This is a genomic window from Diaphorobacter oryzae DSM 22780 (genome assembly GCF_059568935.1).
The window spans coordinates 100,555-118,689 of the sequence record NZ_JCANUL010000009.1; the positions used below are offsets into that span (position 1 = coordinate 100,555).

The following is an 18,135-nucleotide window of genomic DNA, read 5'->3' on the forward strand; positions in this document are numbered from 1 at the left end:
GGGTGCACGCATGGATATATCCGGGAGCAAAGTGGGACCCTCATTCAACGAACAGTTCGACCAGCATGGTGCGTGGCGGCGTGCTTTCGCCCAGCAGCTCAAGCAGCTGGGGCAGTGGATGGGCTCGCACGATCTCATGGATTCGGCCGTGGAGGAGCGGTTGCAGCGCCTGGAGGAGCAGGTCCGCAGCGACAAGGTGACCGTCGCGTTCGTGGCCGAGTTTTCCCGCGGCAAGTCAGAACTCATCAACGCCATCTTCTTCGCCGGCTATGGGCGGCGCATCATGCCGGCGAGCGCCGGGCGCACCACCATGTGCCCCACCGAGCTGGGGTACGAGAACGGCACGGCACCCAGTCTGCGGCTGTTGCCCATCGATACGCGCATGCATTCGCCGGGGCTGGCCGAGTGGCGGCTCAAGCCCGATCGCTGGACCCAGGTGGCCCTGGACATGGACGATCCCGCACAGCTGGCCCAGGCGCTGGAAAAAGTGTCCGAGGTGCGGCGCGTGTCGGTGGACGAGGCGCGCGCCCTGGGCTTCTGGAGCGACGAAGCCACCGACGAGAACCCCGTGCAGGATGCCCGCGGCATGGTGGAAGTGCCGATGTGGCGCCACGCCATCATCAATATTCCCCACCCGCTGCTCAAGCAGGGGCTGGTGATTCTGGATACGCCGGGCCTCAACGCCGTGGGCGCGGAGCCCGAGCTCACCATCAACCTGATTCCCCAGGCCCATGCCGTGGTGTTCATCCTGGGGGCGGACACGGGCGTGACGCGCTCCGACCTGGCCATCTGGCGCGACCACCTCGGCGCGGCCGAGGACGCGACCGACGCGCGGCTGGTGGTGCTCAACAAGATCGACACGCTGTGGGACACGCTGAGTTCGCCCTCGCAGGTGCAGGCGCAACTGGAGCGCCAGCGCCACACCTCGGCCGAACTGCTGGGCGTGCCGCTGGGCCATGTGGTGCCCGTGTCGGCGCAAAAGGGCCTGGTGGCCAAGATCAACTGCGACGACATCCTGCTGGAGTCCAGCGGCCTGCCCCTGCTGGAGGAGGCCCTGGCCGAAGGCATCATGGGCCGGCGCCAGGCCATTTTGCGAGCCACGGTGGCCAGCGGCGTGGCCAGCCTGCAGGCCGAGACCCGGCGCGTGATCAACATCCGCCGCCGCGACCTGGATGATCAGATGCTGGAGCTGCGCAGCCTGCGCGGCAAGAACGCGTCGGTGATCGACGCCATGCGCGGCCGCATAGAGCAGGAGCAGCAGGAGTTCGATGCCAGCACGGCCAAGATCCAGGCCGTGCGGGCGGTGCACCTGAAGATGCTGCGCGACGTGTTCCACCAGCTCGGACCGCGCTCGCTCAAGGCAGAGCTTGTGGAGCTGACCGAGGCGCTGCAGCCCAAGGGGCTCAAGCTCGGCGTGCGCAAGGTGTACGGCGAGACCTTCGTGCGCGTGCGCGCCATCATGGAAGGCGCGCAGGCCACGGGCATCGAGATCCAGGCCATGCTGGGCGGCACCTTCCGCCAGCTCAATACCGAGTTCGGCTTCTCTCTGCAGGTGCCGCCGGCGCCGCAGCTGGGCTCCTATGTGCAGGAGATCATGGCCATAGAGCAGCGCCACCTGCAGTACGTGGGCATGGGCAACACGCTGCGCCTGGCGCAGCCGGAGTTTGCGCAGCGGCTGCTGCGTGCGCTGGGCCTGCGCCTGCGCACGGTGTTCGAATCGGCGGCCAACGAGTTGGAGCTGTGGAGCAAGTCGGCGACAGCGCAGCTGGATGCGCAGTTGCGTGAGCGCAAGCGCAGCTTCTCGCGGCGCCTTGAGGCGGTGAACCGCATCCAGCAGGCAGCCAACGGCCTGATGGACCGCATTGCCGAGATCGAGGAGGCCGAGCAGCATCTGGCCGAGCTGGAGGAGCGCCTGACCGAGCTCACCTCCGACCTCGTGCAGCCGCCGGACGCGTCCGATCCGGCCTCCGACATCGCCCACACCGTACCCCAGCCGCTGACGGCATGAGCGGCCCGGCGGTGGAGATCGCGGCGCAGGTGGTGCGCTGGCAGGCAGCGCATGGCCGCAACCACCTGCCCTGGCAGAACACGCGCGACGCCTATCGCGTATGGCTGTCCGAAATCATGCTGCAGCAGACCCAGGTGGCCACGGTGCTGGAGTACTACGCGCGCTTTCTCGCGCGCTTCCCCGATGTGGGCGCGCTGGCCGCGGCGGCGCAGGACGAGGTGCTGGCGCTGTGGAGCGGGCTGGGCTACTACAGCCGGGCGCGCAATCTGCACCGCTGCGCGCAGATCGTGGTGGAGCAGCATGGCGGCGAGTTTCCGCGCACGGTGGAGGCGCTGGCTGCCCTGCCGGGCATAGGCCGCTCCACCGCGGGGGCGATCGCCTCCTTCTGCTTCGGCGTGCGCGCGCCCATCCTGGATGCCAATGTGCGGCGCGTGCTCACGCGGGTGCTGGGCTTTCGTGCCGACCTGGCCGAGGCGCGCAACGAGCGCGCGCTGTGGAGCCAGGCCGAGGCCTTGCTGCCCCAGGCCGACCTGCCCACCGCCATGCCGCGCTACACCCAGGGCCTCATGGATCTGGGGGCTGGCATCTGCCTGCCCCGCAACCCAACTTGCATGCTGTGCCCCCTGCAGGAGGGGTGCGCGGCGCGGCGCGATGGCAATCCGCAGGACTACCCGGTGCGCACGCGCAAGCTCAAGCGCAGCGCGCAGGCCTGGTGGCTGCTGCTGCGCCAGGACGGCGACGGTCGGCTGTGGCTGGAGCGCCGCCCGCCCGCGGGCATCTGGGCCGGGCTGTACTGCCCGCCGGTCTATGCCGACCGCGATGAACTGGACGCGGCCCTGGCGCCGCAGGGCGCGGCCGGCGTGCAGGACCTGCCGGCCTTCACCCATGTGCTCACGCACCGCGACCTGCACCTGCACCCGGTGCTGGCGCGGGGCGCCGCGGCGCCTGCGGGCGCGCTCTGCGCCGAGGCGCCGCAGGCCGGCTGGTTCACGCCGCAGCAGTGGCGCGACATCGGGCTGCCGGCGCCCGTGCGCAAGCTGCTCGATGCGCTGTAGCTGGGGTGTGCGTCAGAGGACGGCGCGAAATTCATAGCGTGCTGCGCTTGCTGCATGGAGGTTTTCAGTGCTTTTTGCATTGAAATGTCCAGGTGGAAAGCGCAAGCAGCTATGAACTCCATAGCAAGGCCTTACATGCCGTCGAGTTCGCGGTGCCGCCGCAGCGTGTTCCAGCGGTTTTCAAAGCGCGCGGCCAGTTGCTCGACCAGGTAGACCGAGCGGTGCTGCCCGCCCGTGCAGCCGATGGCCACCGTCACGTAGCTGCGGTGGTTGTGCGCCAGCGCATCCAGCCAGTGGTCCAGAAACTGGTGGATGTGCGAGAGCATCAGCGCCACCTCGGGCTGCTGGCGCAGGTACTCGGCCACTGGCTCGTCCTTGCCGGTGAGCGCGCGCAGGGCGGGCTCGTAGTACGGGTTGGGCAGCATGCGCACGTCGTACACGTAGTCGGCATCCATGGAGATGCCGCGCTTGAACGCGAAGGACTGGAACACCAGCGTGAGCTGGCTGGGCGGCACCGACAGCAGGTCCTTCACGTAGCTCAGCAGCTGCGAGGGCCGGATGGTGCTGGTGTCGATGACATGCGACTGCTCGCGCAGCTCGCCCAGCAGCGCGCGCTCCAGCTTCATGGTCTGCAGCAGCGGGCGCGGGCCGTCGCGCAGTTCGTCCTTGGACAGCGGGTGGCGCCGGCGGGTCTCGGAAAAGCGCCGCACCAGCACGTCGTTGGACGCATCCAGGAACAGCTGGCGCACCCGCACGCCCTGCTCGCGTAGGCGGGCGAGCTGTTGCGGCACCTGGGGCAGGGCGGTGGCGCTGCGCACGTCCATGGCAATGGCCACGCGGTTGCCGTGGTGCGCATGTTCCAGCGCCACGAAGGAGGACAGCAGCTCCGGCGGCAGGTTGTCCACGCAGTAGTAGCCCGCGTCTTCCAGCGCGTTCAGCGCCACGGACTTGCCCGAGCCCGACATGCCCGTGATGACGACGACTTCCAGTGCCATGGCTCAGCCTGCGGGAGTGATGGCGCGCGCGCCGTCGAGCATCTCGCGGGCATGCGCCAGGGTGGTGGGGGACTGCTGCTGCCCGCCCAGCATGCGGGCGACCTCCGCGACGCGCTCCTCGGCGCTGGCGGCTGCCACGGCGCTGGTCGTGCCCTCGGCGCGCTTGTGCTTGGAGACCACGAGGTGGTGGTCCGCGCAGGCGGCCACCTGGGGCAGGTGCGTGACGGCCAGCACCTGGCGCGCGCGGCCCAGCTGCTGCATCAACCGCCCCACGGTCTCGGCCACGGCGCCGCCCACGCCGGAATCGACCTCGTCGAAGATCAGCGTGGGCGCCTCGCCCAGCTCGCTGGTGGTGACCGAGATGGCCAGCGAGATGCGCGACAGCTCGCCGCCCGAGGCCACCTTGCCGATGGGGCGCGGCGTCATGCCCGGATGGCTGCTGACCAGGAAGGCCACCTGGTCCACGCCATGCGGGCCGGGCTCGGCCTCCTTGTCCACCTGCACCTCGAAACGCCCGCCCGTCATGCCCAGGCCCTGCATGGCCTGGGTGATGGCCTGGGCCAGCAGCGGCGCGGCCTTGGCGCGCTTTTGCGACAGGGCGCGCGCCGCCTTCTGGTAGGCCGCGCCGTGGGTCTGCGCGGCCGCCTCCAGCGCGGCCAGGTCGGCTGCGCCGTCCAGGCGGCGCAGTTCTTCCTTCCAGCCGACCAGCAGCGCCGGCAGCTCGGGCGGCGTGCGCTTGTAGCGGCGCGCCAGCTGCATCCACTGCGCCAGGCGGGTGTCCAGCGCCTGCAGGCGCTCGGGGTCGGGCTCGGCATGGCGCAGGTAGCCCTGCAGCGAATGCACCACGTCGCCGGCCTGGGCGATGCAGGAGGTCAGCACCTCGTTCATGGCGCGAAAGGACTCGTCCACATGCTCGTAGCTTTGCAGCAGGTGCTGGGCCTGGGCCAGCGTGCTCAGGGCGCCGCCGGTGTCCTCGTCTTCCAGCGCGTTCAGGGCGCTTTGGGCGTTGTCCAGCAGCGCCTGGGCGTTGGACAGGCGCGCGTGCTGCGCGTTGAGCTCGTCCCATTCGCCCTCGCGGGGGCTCAGCTTGTCCACCTCGCCGATCTGCCACTGCAGGCGCTCGCGTTCCTGTTGCAGCGTGTCCTGCGCCGCGCGCGCGTGGGCCAGGGCCTTCTGGGCGTCGCGCCAGGCCGTCCACAGCGCGGCCAGGGGCTGTGCCTGCACGCCGGCATAGGCGTCGAGCAGGCCGCGCACGGCCTCGGGCCGCGTCAGGCTCTGCCAGGCGTGCTGGCCGTGGATGTCCAGCAGGTGGTCGCCCAAGGCCCGCATCTGCGTGGCCGTGGCCGGTATGCCGTTGATCCAGGCGCGGCTCTTGCCCTGCAGGTCGACGGTGCGGCGCAGCATCAGCGTGTCGTCGGCGGGGAAGCCGGCCTCATCCAGCCAGGCGGCGAGGGCGGGCGGCCCGGCATCGAACTCGGCGCAGATGTCGGTGCGCTGGGCGCCCTCGCGGATCACGCCGGTGTCGGCGCGCGCGCCCAGCAGCAGTTGCAGCGCGTCGATGAGGATGGACTTGCCCGCGCCCGTCTCACCGGTGAGCACGGTGAAGCCGGCCTGCAGGTCCAGGTCCAGCGATTGCACGATCACGAAGTCCGTCAGCGCGATTCGCTTCAGGGCCATGGTCAGGAACCTCCCTCGTTCCAGCGCAGCTTTCTGCGCAGGGTGGCAAAGTAACTCCAGCCACGCGGGTGCAGGAAGCACACGCGGTGCGCCGAGCGGCGCACGAGAATGCGGTCGCCATGCTGCAGCGAGGCCAGCGACTGCATGTCGAAATTGGCGCTGATGTCGCGCCCACCCGCCACCTCGATGGCCACCTCCGTGGCGTCGGGCAGCACGATGGGGCGGTTGGACAGCGTGTGCGGCGCGATCGGTACCAGCACCCAGCCCGGGATCGAGGGGTGCAGCATCGGCCCACCCGCCGACAGCGAGTAGGCCGTCGAGCCCGTGGGCGAGGCGACGATCAGGCCGTCGGCGCGCTGGTTGGAGACGAACACGCCGTCCACCTCCACGCGCAGCTCCACCATGCCCGAGGTCGAGCCGCGGTTGACCACCACGTCGTTGAGCGCCAGTGCCTCGAACACGCATTCGTCGCCGCGCATCACGCGGGCTTGCATCAGGGGGCGCACGTCTTCCTCGTAGTCGCCGTGCAGGATGGGGGTGAGGGCGGCCTGGTAACCATCCAGCGGAATGTCGGTGATGAACCCCAGCCGCCCCTGGTTGATGCCCACCAGCGGCGTGCCGTAGGCGGCCAGCCTGCGGCCCACGCCCAGCATGGTGCCGTCGCCGCCCACTACCAGACACAGATCGCAGTGCCGGCCAATGCCATCCACGTCCAGCGTGTGGTAGTGGGTCAGCCCGGTGTTGGCGGCCGTCTCGGCCTCCAGCGTCAGCTCGCAGTCCTGCTGGAGGGCGAATTGGGCAATGCTCTCGACGATCTGCCGTGAGCTGTCGGAGGCTGTACCGGCGACGGGGCCTTGGTATTTGCCAATGACTGCGACGCGGCGAAAGATGGGCTTCATGCAGAAATTACATCATTAAAATGATTCAATGCTTGATGACCGCTCCAAGTTGCTGCTCAAGGCGCTGGTAGAACGCTACATCGCCGAAGGGCAGCCGGTGGGCTCCAGAACCTTGTCGCGGGCATCGGGCCTTGAATTGTCGCCCGCCACGATACGCAATGTGATGGCAGACCTTGAGGAGTTGGGGCTTATTGCCAGTCCCCACACCTCCGCCGGCCGGGTTCCCACGGCCAAGGGCTACCGGCTGTTCGTGGACACCATGCTCACCGTGCAGCAGGAGCAGTTGCCCGCCGTGCAGATCAAGCCCGAGCAGCCGCAGAAGGTGATCGCCAATGCCGCGCACCTGCTGTCCAGCCTGTCGCAGTTCGTGGGTGTAGTCATGGCGCCGCGCCGCGCCTCGGTGTTCCGGCATATCGAGTTTCTGCGGTTGTCCGAGCGGCGGCTGCTGGTGATCATCGTCTCGCCCGATGGGGATGTGCAAAACCGGGTGATCTTCACGGAGTCCGACTACTCATCGTCCCAACTGGTAGAGGCCGCCAACTTTCTGAATGCCCACTACGCCGGGCTGACCATGGAGCAGGTGCGTGAACGGCTCAAGTTGGAGGTAGACAAGCTGCGCGGCGAGATCGCACAACTCATGCAGGCTGCGGTCAGCGTGGGCTCCGAGGCCATGTCGGAGTCGCAGGACGAGGTGGTTTTCTCGGGTGAGCGCAACCTGCTGGCCGTGAGCGATTTCTCCAGCGACATGAGCCACCTGCGCCGCGCCTTCGACCTGTTTGAGCAAAAGACTCAGATCCTGCGGCTGCTGGATATCTCCAGTCGAGCCGAAGGCGTGCGCATCTTCATTGGCGGCGAGAGCCAGGTCGTCCCCTTCGAAGAGCTGTCCGTGGTGAGTGCGCCGTACGAGGTTGATGGGCAGATCGTTGGTACGCTGGGCGTGATCGGCCCCACGCGCATGCACTACGACCGCATGATCCAGATCGTGGACATCACCTCCAAGCTGGTCTCCAACGCACTGAGCCATCGCAAGTAGCACATACAATACGCGCCGCTGCCCTGCCGACGAGGCGCTGGCGCGCATCCTGGGGCGTTAGCTCAGTTGGTTAGAGCAGAGGACTCATAATCCTTTGGTCGTCGGTTCAAGTCCGCCACGCCCTACCAAATGTACATAAGGAAACCGTGCTACCTGATCGATAGCATGGTTGTGTTTTTTATTTTGTTTGTAGGCAATTTGTAGGCAACTTGCCTGAAACAGCCCCAGCAAAAGAAGCCCACGGCGGGGGCTTCGGTCGCGGGCGTGAAAGTAGGGCGCGGCAGGAGCAGGTGCGGGCTAGCGGAGATCGCCACGGCAATGCCACGAGGCATAGCGGTACCTGTGGCACCAGGCTCGCATCGCGCTGGGCGCGCTGCGACCGCAATGATGGGCACCGCTGGCGTGCCGCGTGGCGCCAATAGGCTGATGGGGGATCTGTAAAACACGGCAGATTGACTCGACCCCAAGCTGTTCGCGATGCAGATCGACGAAGGCCTTCAGGACTTGATGCGGCGGTCGAGTTCCGCCTGGGCGAAAAACGCGCTGGCCAGCTTCAGAATGTCGTTGGCCTTGCGCAGCTCGCGCACCTCTCGCTCCAGGTCCTTGATGCGCTGTGCATCCTCGGTGGTGAGGCCATTACGCTGGCCGCTGTCGCGCTCATGTTGCTTGACCCAGTTGTCCAGCGTCTGGGCGGTGCAGCCGATCTTGCCAGCTATGGATTAAATGCAGGCCCACTGCGACGGATGCTCGCCACGGTGCTCCAGCACCATGCGTACGCCGCGCTCGGGCACCTCGGGGGAAAACTTCGACTTCCTCATCTTGGCTCCATGATCTCAAATCACGGGGCCTCCTCGAAATCCGGGGCGCTTCAGCGTTGCCTTCGACCGGGGATCGGGTTTGGGCCAAGGCAGCAGCGGAATGCTGGCCTGGCGCGCTATACCACGGCGGCGCTGAACGGATCGGGCCGCCGCGCGAGCAACTGGGACAGCCGCTGCAGGCCCGCCTGCAGGCGTCCACGGTCCTTGATGCTGCCCAGAGAGATGCGGATGGCGTTCACGGCCGTGCCGCGCGCGCTGTCCGTGACAAATGCCTCCGCGGGCGTGACGGCGATGCCCTCGCTGGTGGCGGCCCGCGCCAGCTGCGCGGAACTCCAGTAGCCCGGCAACTCGAGCCATGCATGCAGGCCGTCCCCCGCGCCGCTGTACCGGCCCGCCAGAATGTCCCGGGCCATGCGGTGGCGCAGGCGCGCCTCCTGGCGCACGCCGGTCATCAATCCGGCCGCCGTGCCGTCGAGGATCCACTGCGTGGCAAGGGCCGCCGTCAACGGCGCGACCATCAGCGCGAACGATCTGAGCGCCACCAGGAAGCGCTCGCGTTCCTGCGGGTCCCGGATCAGCACGAAGGCGACGCGCAAACCAGGCGTCAGGCATTTCGACAGCGTGGAGATGTAGACCCCCTGTTGCGGGGCCAGCGCGGTAATCGGCGGCGGCGGCGCATCGGCCAGCAGCCAGTAGGGATCGTCCTCGACGATGCGTACTTTGCAGCGCTGGGCGATGTCGGCGAGCGCCTGACGCCGGGGTTCGGGCATGGTGATGGCGGTCGGGTTCTGCAGGGTCGGGTTGAGGTAGGCCAGCCCGGGCCGGTGCTGGCGGCAGGCCTGCTCCAGCCTTTCGGGCAGCATCCCGTGCGAATCCGCCTCCACCGCCACGACATGCCGGCCGAACTGGGTCGCGGCGGCACGCAGGCCCGGGTAGGCCATGGGCTCTGCAAGGATCACATCGCCGGGCTCCGTCAGCGCCAGGATCAAGGCCGCGATCGCAGCCTGCGCGCCCGGACAGGCCACCACCTGCGCAGCATCGAGCGGCCCCAGCATGGGGGCCAGCCATTGGGTGCCCGCCTTGCGGTCGGAGTCGCTGCCCCCGCCCAGGTGGTAGGTCATCAGCAATTCGGCATCGGTGCGTATCAGGACCTGGGCAAGGCCTTGTCGGAGCATGTCGCCAAAGTCCACGCCATCGGGTGGCGGCGGGGTGTTCATACTCAGGTCGAGCACCGCGGTCAGCTCGACTTTCGGCGCCGCAACATAGGTGCCCCGGGCGCCGCGGCCCTCCAGCAGCTGGCGGCGCCTGGCCTCGTCGTAGGCGCGTGTGACCGTCGTCAGGTCAACGGCCAGCAGGGCTGCCAGCTGGCGCTGCGGAGGCAGGCGGTCGCCGGGGGCCAGCGATCCGTCCGCGATCGCCGCCTGCAAGGCATCGGCAATCTGCAGAAAACGTGGCCCGCCCTGCACGGCCAATCGTGGGAACCAGCGGGGCGAATGCTCATCTTGTATGGGCTTTGACAAGGACATTTTGTCTTAATGTATGGATATTGTCTTTAAGTAATATGCCTTAGAACGCGCAGAAGCCCCATTCTTGTATGGTAACTACCGACGTTTTCGCCTTCCCCCTCGCGGCAGGCGGTGCGCCTCACGGCAGACAGTGCCAAGTCATTGGCTGGAAATTCTCAAAATGATCGACTGGGTCCCGGTAGTCTTCGTGGTGTTCAAGGTCCTCGCCTTCGGCACGTGCATGTTCTTCGCCATCAAGTGGCATTACGACCAGGGGAAGCAGGGGGCGGACCGGCGCGCGCTGCTGCGCACGGTTGCCAAGGTCGCGGCCGCCTTCGTCGTGGCGCTGGCGCTCGTGCTGCTCTTCATCTTCGGCCTGGCCAGCATGCTGGGCATCGACCTGAGACTTCCCTGATGGCCGGAAAGGTCCGGCCGATGCCCCGTCAGTCAATGAACCCGGCATGCGCAGCACGGCCCCCGGCGGCGGCCTCGCATTACCGCCAGCGCCGTTCGGGCCTGGCTTTGCTGCGTCGATGAGGCCTTGGGGAGGCCTGGAGTGCGCGCCCGCGCAGGGCGACTCCTGAATGGATAGCATAAAGTTCTTTCCCAGCAAAAAACCCAGGCCCAAAACACCTTAAATTGGCCGCTCCGGCATGCCCCCGCCCGCGGCCCCTACCAGCGCAGTGGCCCGTCCTCCGCACCGCGCAGGATCCAGCGCCAGGCCTCCACCCAGCAATGCGAATCCGGAGGCATGGGCGCCTCGCTTCCGGCGCTTTCTGCGGCCTTGTCCTCTGACGCACATTGCAGCGCCACCACGTCGACGGACTCGGTGCACAGCGCCCACCAGCGCTATCAGTGGCCTGGTCAAAGGCCGTGCCGTCGAAGCGCGCCTGCCAGTGGCGCCCATCGGCGTCCTGCCAGCGGGCGCTTTGGCCGTCTGGGGCCAGGGCCAGTTGCAGGGCGGGGCCCTGGTGCAGGCGCTGCGGGCCGCCGGGCTGCAGCAGGTGGATGCCCGCGGGTGGGGCGTTTATTATGGTTTTGGTCGCTACAGGTTCTTGTGTGGCAAGAATCTCAGGCCTTTTTGGGATCGAAATCGGGAGAGGGCTGCGGCTTGGATATGCGAACGGTGGGCGGGGCTGCGCCACTGTAGCCGGGTTCTGCGGTGGGCGTGCCCCGCGGCCCGATGGTGGGCCACGCCGCGGGGACAAGCGCGGCGGCGCCGTGGCGTGGCGCGCGGTGCTTCAGTGGGCCGGGCCTGTGCCGCGTGCGGCCTGCGCGCTGGCCAGCCTGCCCAGCAGGCGCAGCGCCGCCTCGAGCTCGGCGGCGTCGGCCAGGCCGAAGTTGATGCGCAGGTGGTGGCGGAAACGGTGGTCGGCCGAGAACAGGTGCCCGGGCGCGCTGCTCACGCCCTGGGCCAGGGCCTGGCGGTGCAGGGCCAGTGCGTCGATGCCCGCGGGCAATTCGATCCACAGGAAATAGCCGCCTTCGGGCGGCGAGGCGCGCGTGCCCGCGGGAAAGTGCTGGCCGATGGCGCGCAGGGCCACACTGCGCTGGCCCAGCAGCGTGAGGCGCAGGCGCCGCAGATGGCGCTCGTAGCAGCCTTGCTGCAGGTAGCGAGACAGCGCCTCCTGCGAGGGCACGGCGGCCGTCAGCGAGCTCGTGAGCTTGCGCCGCGCGAGGGCGGCCGCAAAGCGGCCCGCGGCGACCCAGCCGATGCGGTAGCCGGGCGCCAGCGTCTTCGAAAAGGAGCTGCAGTGCAGCACCAGGCCCTGGGTGTCCCAGGCCTTGGCCGGGCGGGGCTTGTGCATGCCGAAGTACAGGTCGCCGTAGACATCGTCCTCGATCAGCGGGATCTGGTGCTGGGCGAGCAGCTGCACCAGGGCCTGCTTGGCCTCGTCGGGCATCAGGCTGCCCAGCGGGTTCTGGAAGTTGGGCATGAACCAGCAGGCCTTGACGGGGTGGCGCTGCAGCAGCGCGGCCAGCGCGGCCACGTCCACGCCCGTGCGCGGGTGGGTCGGCACTTCGATGGCGCGCAGGTTGAGCCGCTCCAGGGCCTGCAGGGCGCCGTAGAAGGTGGGCGACTCGACGGCCACGAGGTCGCCGGGCCGCGTAACGACTTCGAGGCTCAGGTTCAGCGCTTCCATGGCCCCGTTGGTGATGACGATCTCGTGCGCATCGACGGCAAAGGCCGTGGCCAGGTAGCGCAGCGTGATCTGGCGGCGCAGCTCGGGGCTGCCCGGCGAGAGATGCTCGACCGTGCGCCAGGGGTCGAGCTTGCGCATGGCCTTGCTCTGCGCGAGGGCCAGCTTGTCGAGCGGGAACAGCGAGGGCGCCGGAAAGGCAGAGCCCAGCGGGGCCAGCTCGCGGTCGCGCATGTGTTCGAGCAGCTGGAAGACGAGCTCGGAGACCTCGACCTCCTGCTGCTCGCTGCTGGGGCGCGAGGATTCGGGTTCGGGCACGCCGGCCGCATCCGTGGCCACGTAGTAGCCCGAGCGGGGCCGCGCCTGCACTAGACCGCGGCCCTCCAGCAGGTAGTAGGCCTGGAACACGGTGGAGGGGCTGACCCCGCGGCTCGCGCTGGTCTGGCGCACCGAGGGCAGCCGCGTGCCAGGCGGCAGCGTGCCGTTGGCAATGGATTCCGCGATGTCGCCAGCCAGTTGTTCGTAGCGTTTCATGGTCCGGCGCTGGGGTGGGGCTCGGTGCCGCAGGCATGAAGGGCTGATCGCCATCGCCTGCGGATGCATCCAGTATATCGGCGCATCTGCTCCGGTATTTCTGCCCGATTGTGCGTCTTGCTTCGCTGCCCGGGCCTGAGCACACTGGCGCGCCGGGGGATGGGCCCCGCGGGAAAAGAGGGCGATATGAGCGAGACCGGGTCACGCAGCGGCAAGCGTGGGGTGGGTTGGAAGCAGAAGCTGGAGGGCGTGCTGCGGCTGGCACTGGGCCTGGCCGTGCTGGCGGGCCTGCAGCACGCGGGCGCACTCGCCGTCCAGTGGCTGGGCCTGCCCGTACCGCAGGCCATTGCGGGCATGGTGCTGCTGTTCGTGGTGCTGGCCGGCTGGGGCCGGCTGGCCGCGTGGGTCGAGCCGGCGGGCATGCTGCTGCTCCAGCACATGGTGCTGTTCTTCATTCCGGCTGTGGCGGGCGTCATGGAGCAAGCCCAGGCGTTGCGCGCCGGCTGGCTGCCCTTTGTCGTGGCCAGCGTTGCCGGGGCCGCGCTGACCCTGGCGGTTACGGCGCTCACGCTGCAGGCGCTGATCAAGCGCCAGGAGGTGCGCCCATGAGCGGCGCCGGCCTGACCATGGCGGCCACGCTGCTCACGCTGGGCGCCTACCTCTTCGCGCTCTGGGCCTACCGGCGCAGCGGCTGGGCGCTGCTGCCGCCCGTGCTCACGGGAGCGGCTGCCGTCGTTGCGCTGCTGCTGGCTGCGGGCGTGCCCTACGAGCGCTATCGCCAGGGCTGCCAGCCGCTGTCCTGGCTCGCGGGGCCCGCCACGGTGGCCCTGGCCCTGCCGCTGTACCGCCAGTGGGGGCGGTTGAAAGGCCTGTGGTGGCCCGTCATGGGCGCGCTGCTCGCGGGCTCGCTGACGGCTGTGGTCTCGGCCGTGGGCGTGGCCTGGCTGCTCGGGGCCGATGGGGCGCTCATGGCATCGCTGGCGCCCAAGTCGGCGACCATGCCCGTGGCCATACCTGTGGCCCAGAGCATGGGCGGGAGTGCCGCGCTGGGGGCCGTGGCCGTGGCCTTGACGGGCATTGCGGCGGCTGTTCTCTCGGGCGCCATGTGGGGCTGGCTCGGCATTCGCAACGACACGGTGCGCGGCTTTGCGCTGGGCGCGGCGGGCCATGCGATCGGCACGGCGCGGGCCTTCCAGATCGGCGAGACCGCGGTGTGCTTTGCGGCCCTGGCCATGGGCCTCAATGCCGTGGCCACGGGCCTGCTGGTGCCGCTGCTGCGCGGCCTGCTCTAGGGGCGCGGCGCTGGCGGTTGCCGCGGCGTCTCAGGCGCGCAGGCCCGCCAGGCCCATGAGCAGGCGCACCAACAGGGCCACCACGGCCAGCGCGGCCACGCTGGCCGCCCAGATCAGCAGCAGCCAGCCCAGGCGCCGCCACCAGCCGGGCGCGGCCATCAGTGGTAGCCCTCTCCATGCCGCACCTTGCCGCGGAACACGTAGTAGGACCAGGCCGTGTAGGCCAGGATGACGGGGATGATCAGCAGCGCGCCGACGAGCGCGAAGCCCATGCTCTGCGGCGGCGCGGCGGCCTCGCGGATCGTGATGGCCGGCGGGATGATGTGGGGCCAGATGCTGATGCCCAGCCCGCTGTAGCCCAGGAACAGCAGGCCCAGCGCGAGCATGAAGGGCGTGGCGCCCGGCAGGTCGTGGCGCAGGCTGCGCAGCAGCAGGCCGCTTGTGAGCAGCACGAGCAGTGGCACGGGGGCAAAGAAGGCCAGGTTGGGCCAGCTGAACCAGCGCTGGGCAATGGCCGCATGGGTCAGCGGCGTCCAGAGGCTCACGATGGCCATGGCCAGGAGCAGGGCCAGCGTGGCGGGCCGTGCCAGGGCCACCATGCGCGCGTGCAGCGAGCCCTCGGTCTTCACGATGAGCCAGGTGGCGCCCAGCAGGGCGTAGGCCACGATGAGGCCCATGCCCGTGAAGAGGCTGAAGGGTGTGAGCCAGTCCCAAGTCCCTCCGGCGTAGCTGCCGCCCTGCACCTCGAAGCCGTTGAGAAACGCGCCCAGCGCCACGCCCTGGAAGAAGGTGGCCACGTAGGAGCCCGCCATGAACGCGAGGTCCCAGAACGGGCGGTGGTGCGCATCGGCCTTGAAGCGGAACTCGAAGGCCACGCCGCGCCAGATCAGCCCCAGCAGCATGAGCAGCAGCGGCAGGTACAGGGCGCTGAGCACCACGGCATAGGCCAGGGGGAACGCGGCCATGAGCCCTGCGCCGCCCAGCACGAGCCAGGTCTCGTTGCCGTCCCAGACGGGAGCCACGGTGTTGACCATCACATCGCGGCTGCTGCGCTCCGGCACGAACGGGAACAGGATGCCTATGCCCAGGTCGAACCCGTCCATGATGACGTACATCATCAGGCCGAAGGCGATGATGACGAACCAGATGACTGGCAGATCAATCCCCATGATTCACTCCCGGTGAGGGTGGACGGGCGAGTCCGGTGCCGCCGAAAGCGGACGGGCCGGACGCTGGCTGGGCTGCTCGTGTTCGCTGCCCGTATCCCAGGGCTGCGGCCCGCGTGCCACGAGCTTGAGCATGTAGCGCACCCCGATGCCGAACACCGCGAGGTAGGCGACGATGAAGATCAGCAGCGTGGCGCCGAGCACCTGGGCCGAGTGGTTGGAGACCGCGTCCTGCGTGCGCATGACTCCGTAGACGATCCAGGGCTGGCGCCCGATCTCGGTGGTGTACCAGCCGGCCAGCACGGCGATGAGTCCCGAGGGGCCCATCCAGGTCGCGAAGCGCAGAAAGCCGCGCGAGCCATAGAGCCGTCCGCGCCAGCGCAGCCAGGTGCCCCAGCAGGCCAGCAGCAGCATGAGCATGCCCAGCCCGACCATCACGCGAAAGCTCCAGAAGACCACGGGCACGTTGGGCCGGTCCTGGGGCGCAAACTCCTTGAGGCTCCGGTACTGGCCGTCCCACGAGTGCGTGAGGATCAGGCTGCCCAGGCGTGGCACTCCCACGGCATAGCGCGTGGTCTCGCTGGCCATGTCGGGCCAGCCGAACAGCACGAGCGGCACGCCCTGGCCCGGCCGGTTCTCCCAGTGGCCTTCCATGGCGGCCAGCTTGGCGGGCTGGTGCTCGAGGGTGTTGAGCCCGTGCATGTCGCCCAGCGCGATCTGCACGGGCGTGGCGGCCAGCAGCATCCACAGCGCCATGGAGAGCATGGTGCGCACGCGCGGGTTATCGTTGCGGCGCAGCAGGTGCCAGGCCGCCGAGGCGCCGATGAACAGCGCCGTGGAGATGAAGGCCGCCATCGTCATGTGCGCGAGCCGGTAGGGAAACGAGGGGTTGAAGATGACCTCGAACCAGTTCACGGGCACCACCACGTTGTTGACGATCTCGAAGCCCTGGGGCGTTTGCATCCAGCTGTTGGAGGCCAGGATCCAGGTGGCCGAGACCAGCGTGCCCAGTGCCACCATCAGCGTTGCGAAAAAGTGCAGCCCCGGGCCCACCTTGTGCCAGCCGAACAGCATCACGCCCAGAAAGCCGGCCTCGAGGAAGAAGGCCGTGAGCACCTCGTAGGCCAGCAGCGGCCCAGTGATGCTGCCCGCAAAGGCCGAGTAGTGGCTCCAGTTCGTACCGAACTGGTAGGCCATGACCAGCCCCGAGACCACGCCCATGGCGAAGTTCACGGCAAAGATGTGCGACCAGAAGTGGTAGAGGTCGCGGTACACGGGGTTCTTGCGCCAGAGCCAGAGGCCTTCGAGCACGGCCAGATAGCTCGCGAGACCGATGGTGATCGCGGGGAAGATGATGTGAAACGAGATCGTGAAGCCGAACTGCGCGCGTGCGAGCTCGAGTGCCGTGAATCCCCACATGGAGCGCCTCCTTTTATGAGCCGCTCAGCGCGGCACGAGGAACGATGTTTTCTCGGAGACGCGCGCGGGTTCGGGGCCCAGCGACGCTACCTCGAAGAACACGGGATGCGCCCCCTCGGGCGCCGAACCATAGGGAATGCGCAGCCGCACGGCCACCCATTGCGACTGCGTGGCGCCGACCTCGATCTCGGGCTCGGAGGCCACCACCACGCCTTCGACGCCGCGTGCCTGGATGCGGTAGCGCTGGGGGGCTTCGGTGGCATTCATGATCTGCAGTCGATAGACGTTCTCGAGCTGGCCTCCGGCAACGATGCGCGACAGTGCGGCGCGGTCGCGCACCACATTGACCTTGAGCGGCGTGCGCTGCGCGAGGCTGGCGATCATGGCCGCGCTCAGCGCCACGAGGATGGCCGCATAGAGCAGCACGCGCGGCCGGGCCACCCGGCGCAGCATGCGTGCAGTGCTCCAGCGGCCCGCGATGCCATTGCTCGTCGCCAGGCGGATCAGGCCGCGCGGCAGGCCCACCTTGTCCATGACGCTGTTGCACGCATCGATGCACAGCCCACAGCCAATGCATTCATACTGTAGGCCCTTGCGGATGTCAATTCCGACGGGGCAGACCTGCACGCAGAGCGTGCAGTCGATGCAGTCGCCAAGCTCCGCGGCGGCAAGCGTCTTCGCCCCCTGCTTGGCGCGCACGCCGCGCGGCTCGCCGCGCTGCGCGTCGTAGGTCACGATGAGCGTGTCCTGGTCGAACATGGCGCTCTGGAAGCGCGCATAGGGGCACATGTACTTGCAGACCTGCTCGCGCAGAAAGCCCGCGTTGCCGTAGGTGGCCAGCGCATAAAACAGCACCCAAAACACTTGCCACGAGCCTTGCAGGGCTAGCAGCTCGCCGCCCAGCGCGCGGATGGGCACGAAGTAGCCCACGAAGCTGAAGCCCGTCCACAGCGAGAAGGCGATCCAGGCGCCATGCTTGGTCGTGCGCTTGCCCAGTTTTTCGAGCGTCCAGCCGCTCGCGTCGAGCCGCAGGCGCGCGCTGCGTTCGCCCTCGATGCGGTGCTCCATCCAGAGGAAGATCTCGGTGTAGACGGTCTGCGGGCAGGCAAAGCCGCACCATAGCCGCCCGGCCGTGGCCGTGAAGAGGAACAGCGCGAGCGCCGAGATGATCAGCAGGCCCGTGAGGTAGATGAAATCCTGCGGGTAGAGCACCAGGCCGAACAGGTAAAAGCGCCGGGCACCGAGGTCGAACAGCACCATCTGGCGCTGACCCCATTCGAGCCAGGGCAGGCCGTAGAAAACAATCTGCGTGACCCAGACCATGATCCAGCGCCAGGCCGCGAAGGTCCCGCGGATGGAGCGTGGCTGGATCTTCTTGCGGGCCTCGTAGAGGGCGCCGGAATCCGCGGCGATTGGGATGATTTTGCGCGGGGCGGGGGTGTGGGGGGATGGTTGTTGGGGGGACATGGGTACCTCGTGGTCGCGGTGCCCGGGGTGACCTCGGGGTGCCGCGATACCTGGGGACTATGGCCTTGGTAGCTCTAAAAAAACAGCCGCAGAAATTGATCAATTTTGCGTATCAGATGCGGTGCT

The 18,135-nt window shown here is 68.4% G+C and carries 15 protein-coding genes, 1 tRNA gene, 1 pseudogene and 1 other annotated feature; of the genes and pseudogenes, 7 read left to right on the top strand and 10 right to left on the bottom strand.

All coding sequences use genetic code 11. The features are described from left to right. The first annotated feature begins 31 nt into the window (after positions 1-31). Both BP68_RS14425 and mutY read left to right on the top strand, forming a co-directional pair. Positions 32-2,008 carry a dynamin family protein gene (locus tag BP68_RS14425; protein WP_496372944.1) on the top strand — a complete coding sequence of 659 codons (1,977 nt, stop codon included), beginning with the start codon at positions 32-34 and terminating at the stop codon, positions 2,006-2,008. Then, positions 2,005-3,063: an A/G-specific adenine glycosylase gene (mutY, locus tag BP68_RS14430; protein ID WP_496372946.1), complete on the top strand. Its 1,059-nt coding sequence runs from the start codon at positions 2,005-2,007 to the stop codon at positions 3,061-3,063. The genes BP68_RS14425 and mutY overlap by 4 nt, the downstream gene beginning before the upstream one ends. A 131-nt stretch (positions 3,064-3,194) precedes the next feature. On the opposite strand, the gene rapZ is transcribed toward mutY, so the two are convergent. The 3 genes from rapZ to BP68_RS14445 are packed head-to-tail and all read right to left on the bottom strand — an operon-like array spanning position 3,195 to position 6,634. Then, positions 3,195-4,058 carry an RNase adapter RapZ gene (gene rapZ / locus BP68_RS14435; protein WP_496372948.1) on the bottom strand — a complete coding sequence of 288 codons (864 nt, stop codon included), beginning with the start codon at positions 4,056-4,058 and terminating at the stop codon, positions 3,195-3,197. 3 nt (positions 4,059-4,061) lie between these two features. Then, entirely contained in the window at positions 4,062-5,735 is a 1,674-nt protein-coding gene (gene recN / locus BP68_RS14440) for a DNA repair protein RecN (RefSeq protein ID WP_496372950.1), read from the bottom strand. 2 nt (positions 5,736-5,737) lie between these two features. Continuing rightward, complete coding sequence (locus tag BP68_RS14445; RefSeq protein ID WP_496372952.1) at positions 5,738-6,634, bottom strand: NAD kinase; 897 nt, start codon at positions 6,632-6,634, stop codon at positions 5,738-5,740. A gap of 28 nt (positions 6,635-6,662) precedes the next feature. Here BP68_RS14445 and hrcA point away from each other — a divergent pair, with 28 nt between their 5' ends. Beyond that, positions 6,663-7,667, top strand: a complete 1,005-nt coding sequence (gene hrcA / locus BP68_RS14450; protein WP_496372954.1) for a heat-inducible transcriptional repressor HrcA — start codon at positions 6,663-6,665, stop codon at positions 7,665-7,667. 51 nt (positions 7,668-7,718) lie between these two features. Further along, a tRNA-Ile gene (locus tag BP68_RS14455) sits at positions 7,719-7,795 on the top strand. A gap of 209 nt (positions 7,796-8,004) precedes the next feature. On the opposite strand, the pseudogene BP68_RS14460 reads toward BP68_RS14455, so the two are convergent. Beyond that, positions 8,005-8,485, bottom strand: a pseudogene (locus tag BP68_RS14460) (transposase); the annotation flags it as partial. After that, positions 8,095-8,210: a sequence feature (AL1L pseudoknot), on the bottom strand. Its footprint overlaps the pseudogene before it by 116 nt. Positions 8,486-8,601: 116 nt before the next feature. Next, positions 8,602-10,011 (bottom strand): aminotransferase-like domain-containing protein, encoded by a 1,410-nt coding sequence (locus tag BP68_RS14465; RefSeq protein WP_496372956.1) that lies wholly within the window; start codon positions 10,009-10,011, stop codon positions 8,602-8,604. Positions 10,012-10,171: 160 nt separating this feature from the next. Between BP68_RS14465 and BP68_RS14470 the strand changes: the two genes are divergently transcribed. Next, entirely contained in the window at positions 10,172-10,405 is a 234-nt protein-coding gene (locus tag BP68_RS14470; RefSeq protein WP_496372958.1) for a hypothetical protein, read from the top strand. 826 nt (positions 10,406-11,231) lie between these two features. On the opposite strand, the gene BP68_RS14475 is transcribed toward BP68_RS14470, so the two are convergent. After that, entirely contained in the window at positions 11,232-12,665 is a 1,434-nt protein-coding gene (locus tag BP68_RS14475) for an aminotransferase-like domain-containing protein (protein WP_496372960.1), read from the bottom strand. Positions 12,666-12,851: 186 nt separating this feature from the next. On the opposite strand from BP68_RS14475, the gene BP68_RS14480 reads away from it, so the two are divergent. Continuing rightward, the gene (locus BP68_RS14480; RefSeq protein WP_496372962.1) at positions 12,852-13,274 is read left to right on the top strand and encodes a CidA/LrgA family protein; all 423 of its coding nucleotides are present in this window, start codon (positions 12,852-12,854) and stop codon (positions 13,272-13,274) included. Then, positions 13,271-13,957, top strand: coding sequence for an LrgB family protein (locus BP68_RS14485; protein ID WP_496372964.1), 687 nt, complete (start codon positions 13,271-13,273; stop codon positions 13,955-13,957). The genes BP68_RS14480 and BP68_RS14485 overlap by 4 nt, the downstream gene beginning before the upstream one ends. 30 nt (positions 13,958-13,987) lie before the next feature. On the opposite strand, the gene BP68_RS14490 is transcribed toward BP68_RS14485, so the two are convergent. From BP68_RS14490 to ccoG, 4 genes are read right to left on the bottom strand one after another with little or no spacing between them, the layout of a single operon-like run. Beyond that, positions 13,988-14,116: a DUF2474 family protein gene (locus BP68_RS14490; RefSeq protein WP_496372966.1), complete on the bottom strand. Its 129-nt coding sequence runs from the start codon at positions 14,114-14,116 to the stop codon at positions 13,988-13,990. Continuing rightward, entirely contained in the window at positions 14,116-15,126 is a 1,011-nt protein-coding gene (cydB, locus tag BP68_RS14495; protein ID WP_496372968.1) for a cytochrome d ubiquinol oxidase subunit II, read from the bottom strand. The genes BP68_RS14490 and cydB overlap by 1 nt, the downstream gene beginning before the upstream one ends. Positions 15,127-15,129: 3 nt before the next feature. Further along, the gene (locus BP68_RS14500) at positions 15,130-16,542 is read right to left on the bottom strand and encodes a cytochrome ubiquinol oxidase subunit I (RefSeq protein ID WP_496372970.1); all 1,413 of its coding nucleotides are present in this window, start codon (positions 16,540-16,542) and stop codon (positions 15,130-15,132) included. Between the two features lie 24 nt (positions 16,543-16,566). After that, positions 16,567-18,009: a cytochrome c oxidase accessory protein CcoG gene (gene ccoG / locus BP68_RS14505; RefSeq protein ID WP_496372972.1), complete on the bottom strand. Its 1,443-nt coding sequence runs from the start codon at positions 18,007-18,009 to the stop codon at positions 16,567-16,569. Positions 18,010-18,135 lie beyond the last annotated feature (126 nt).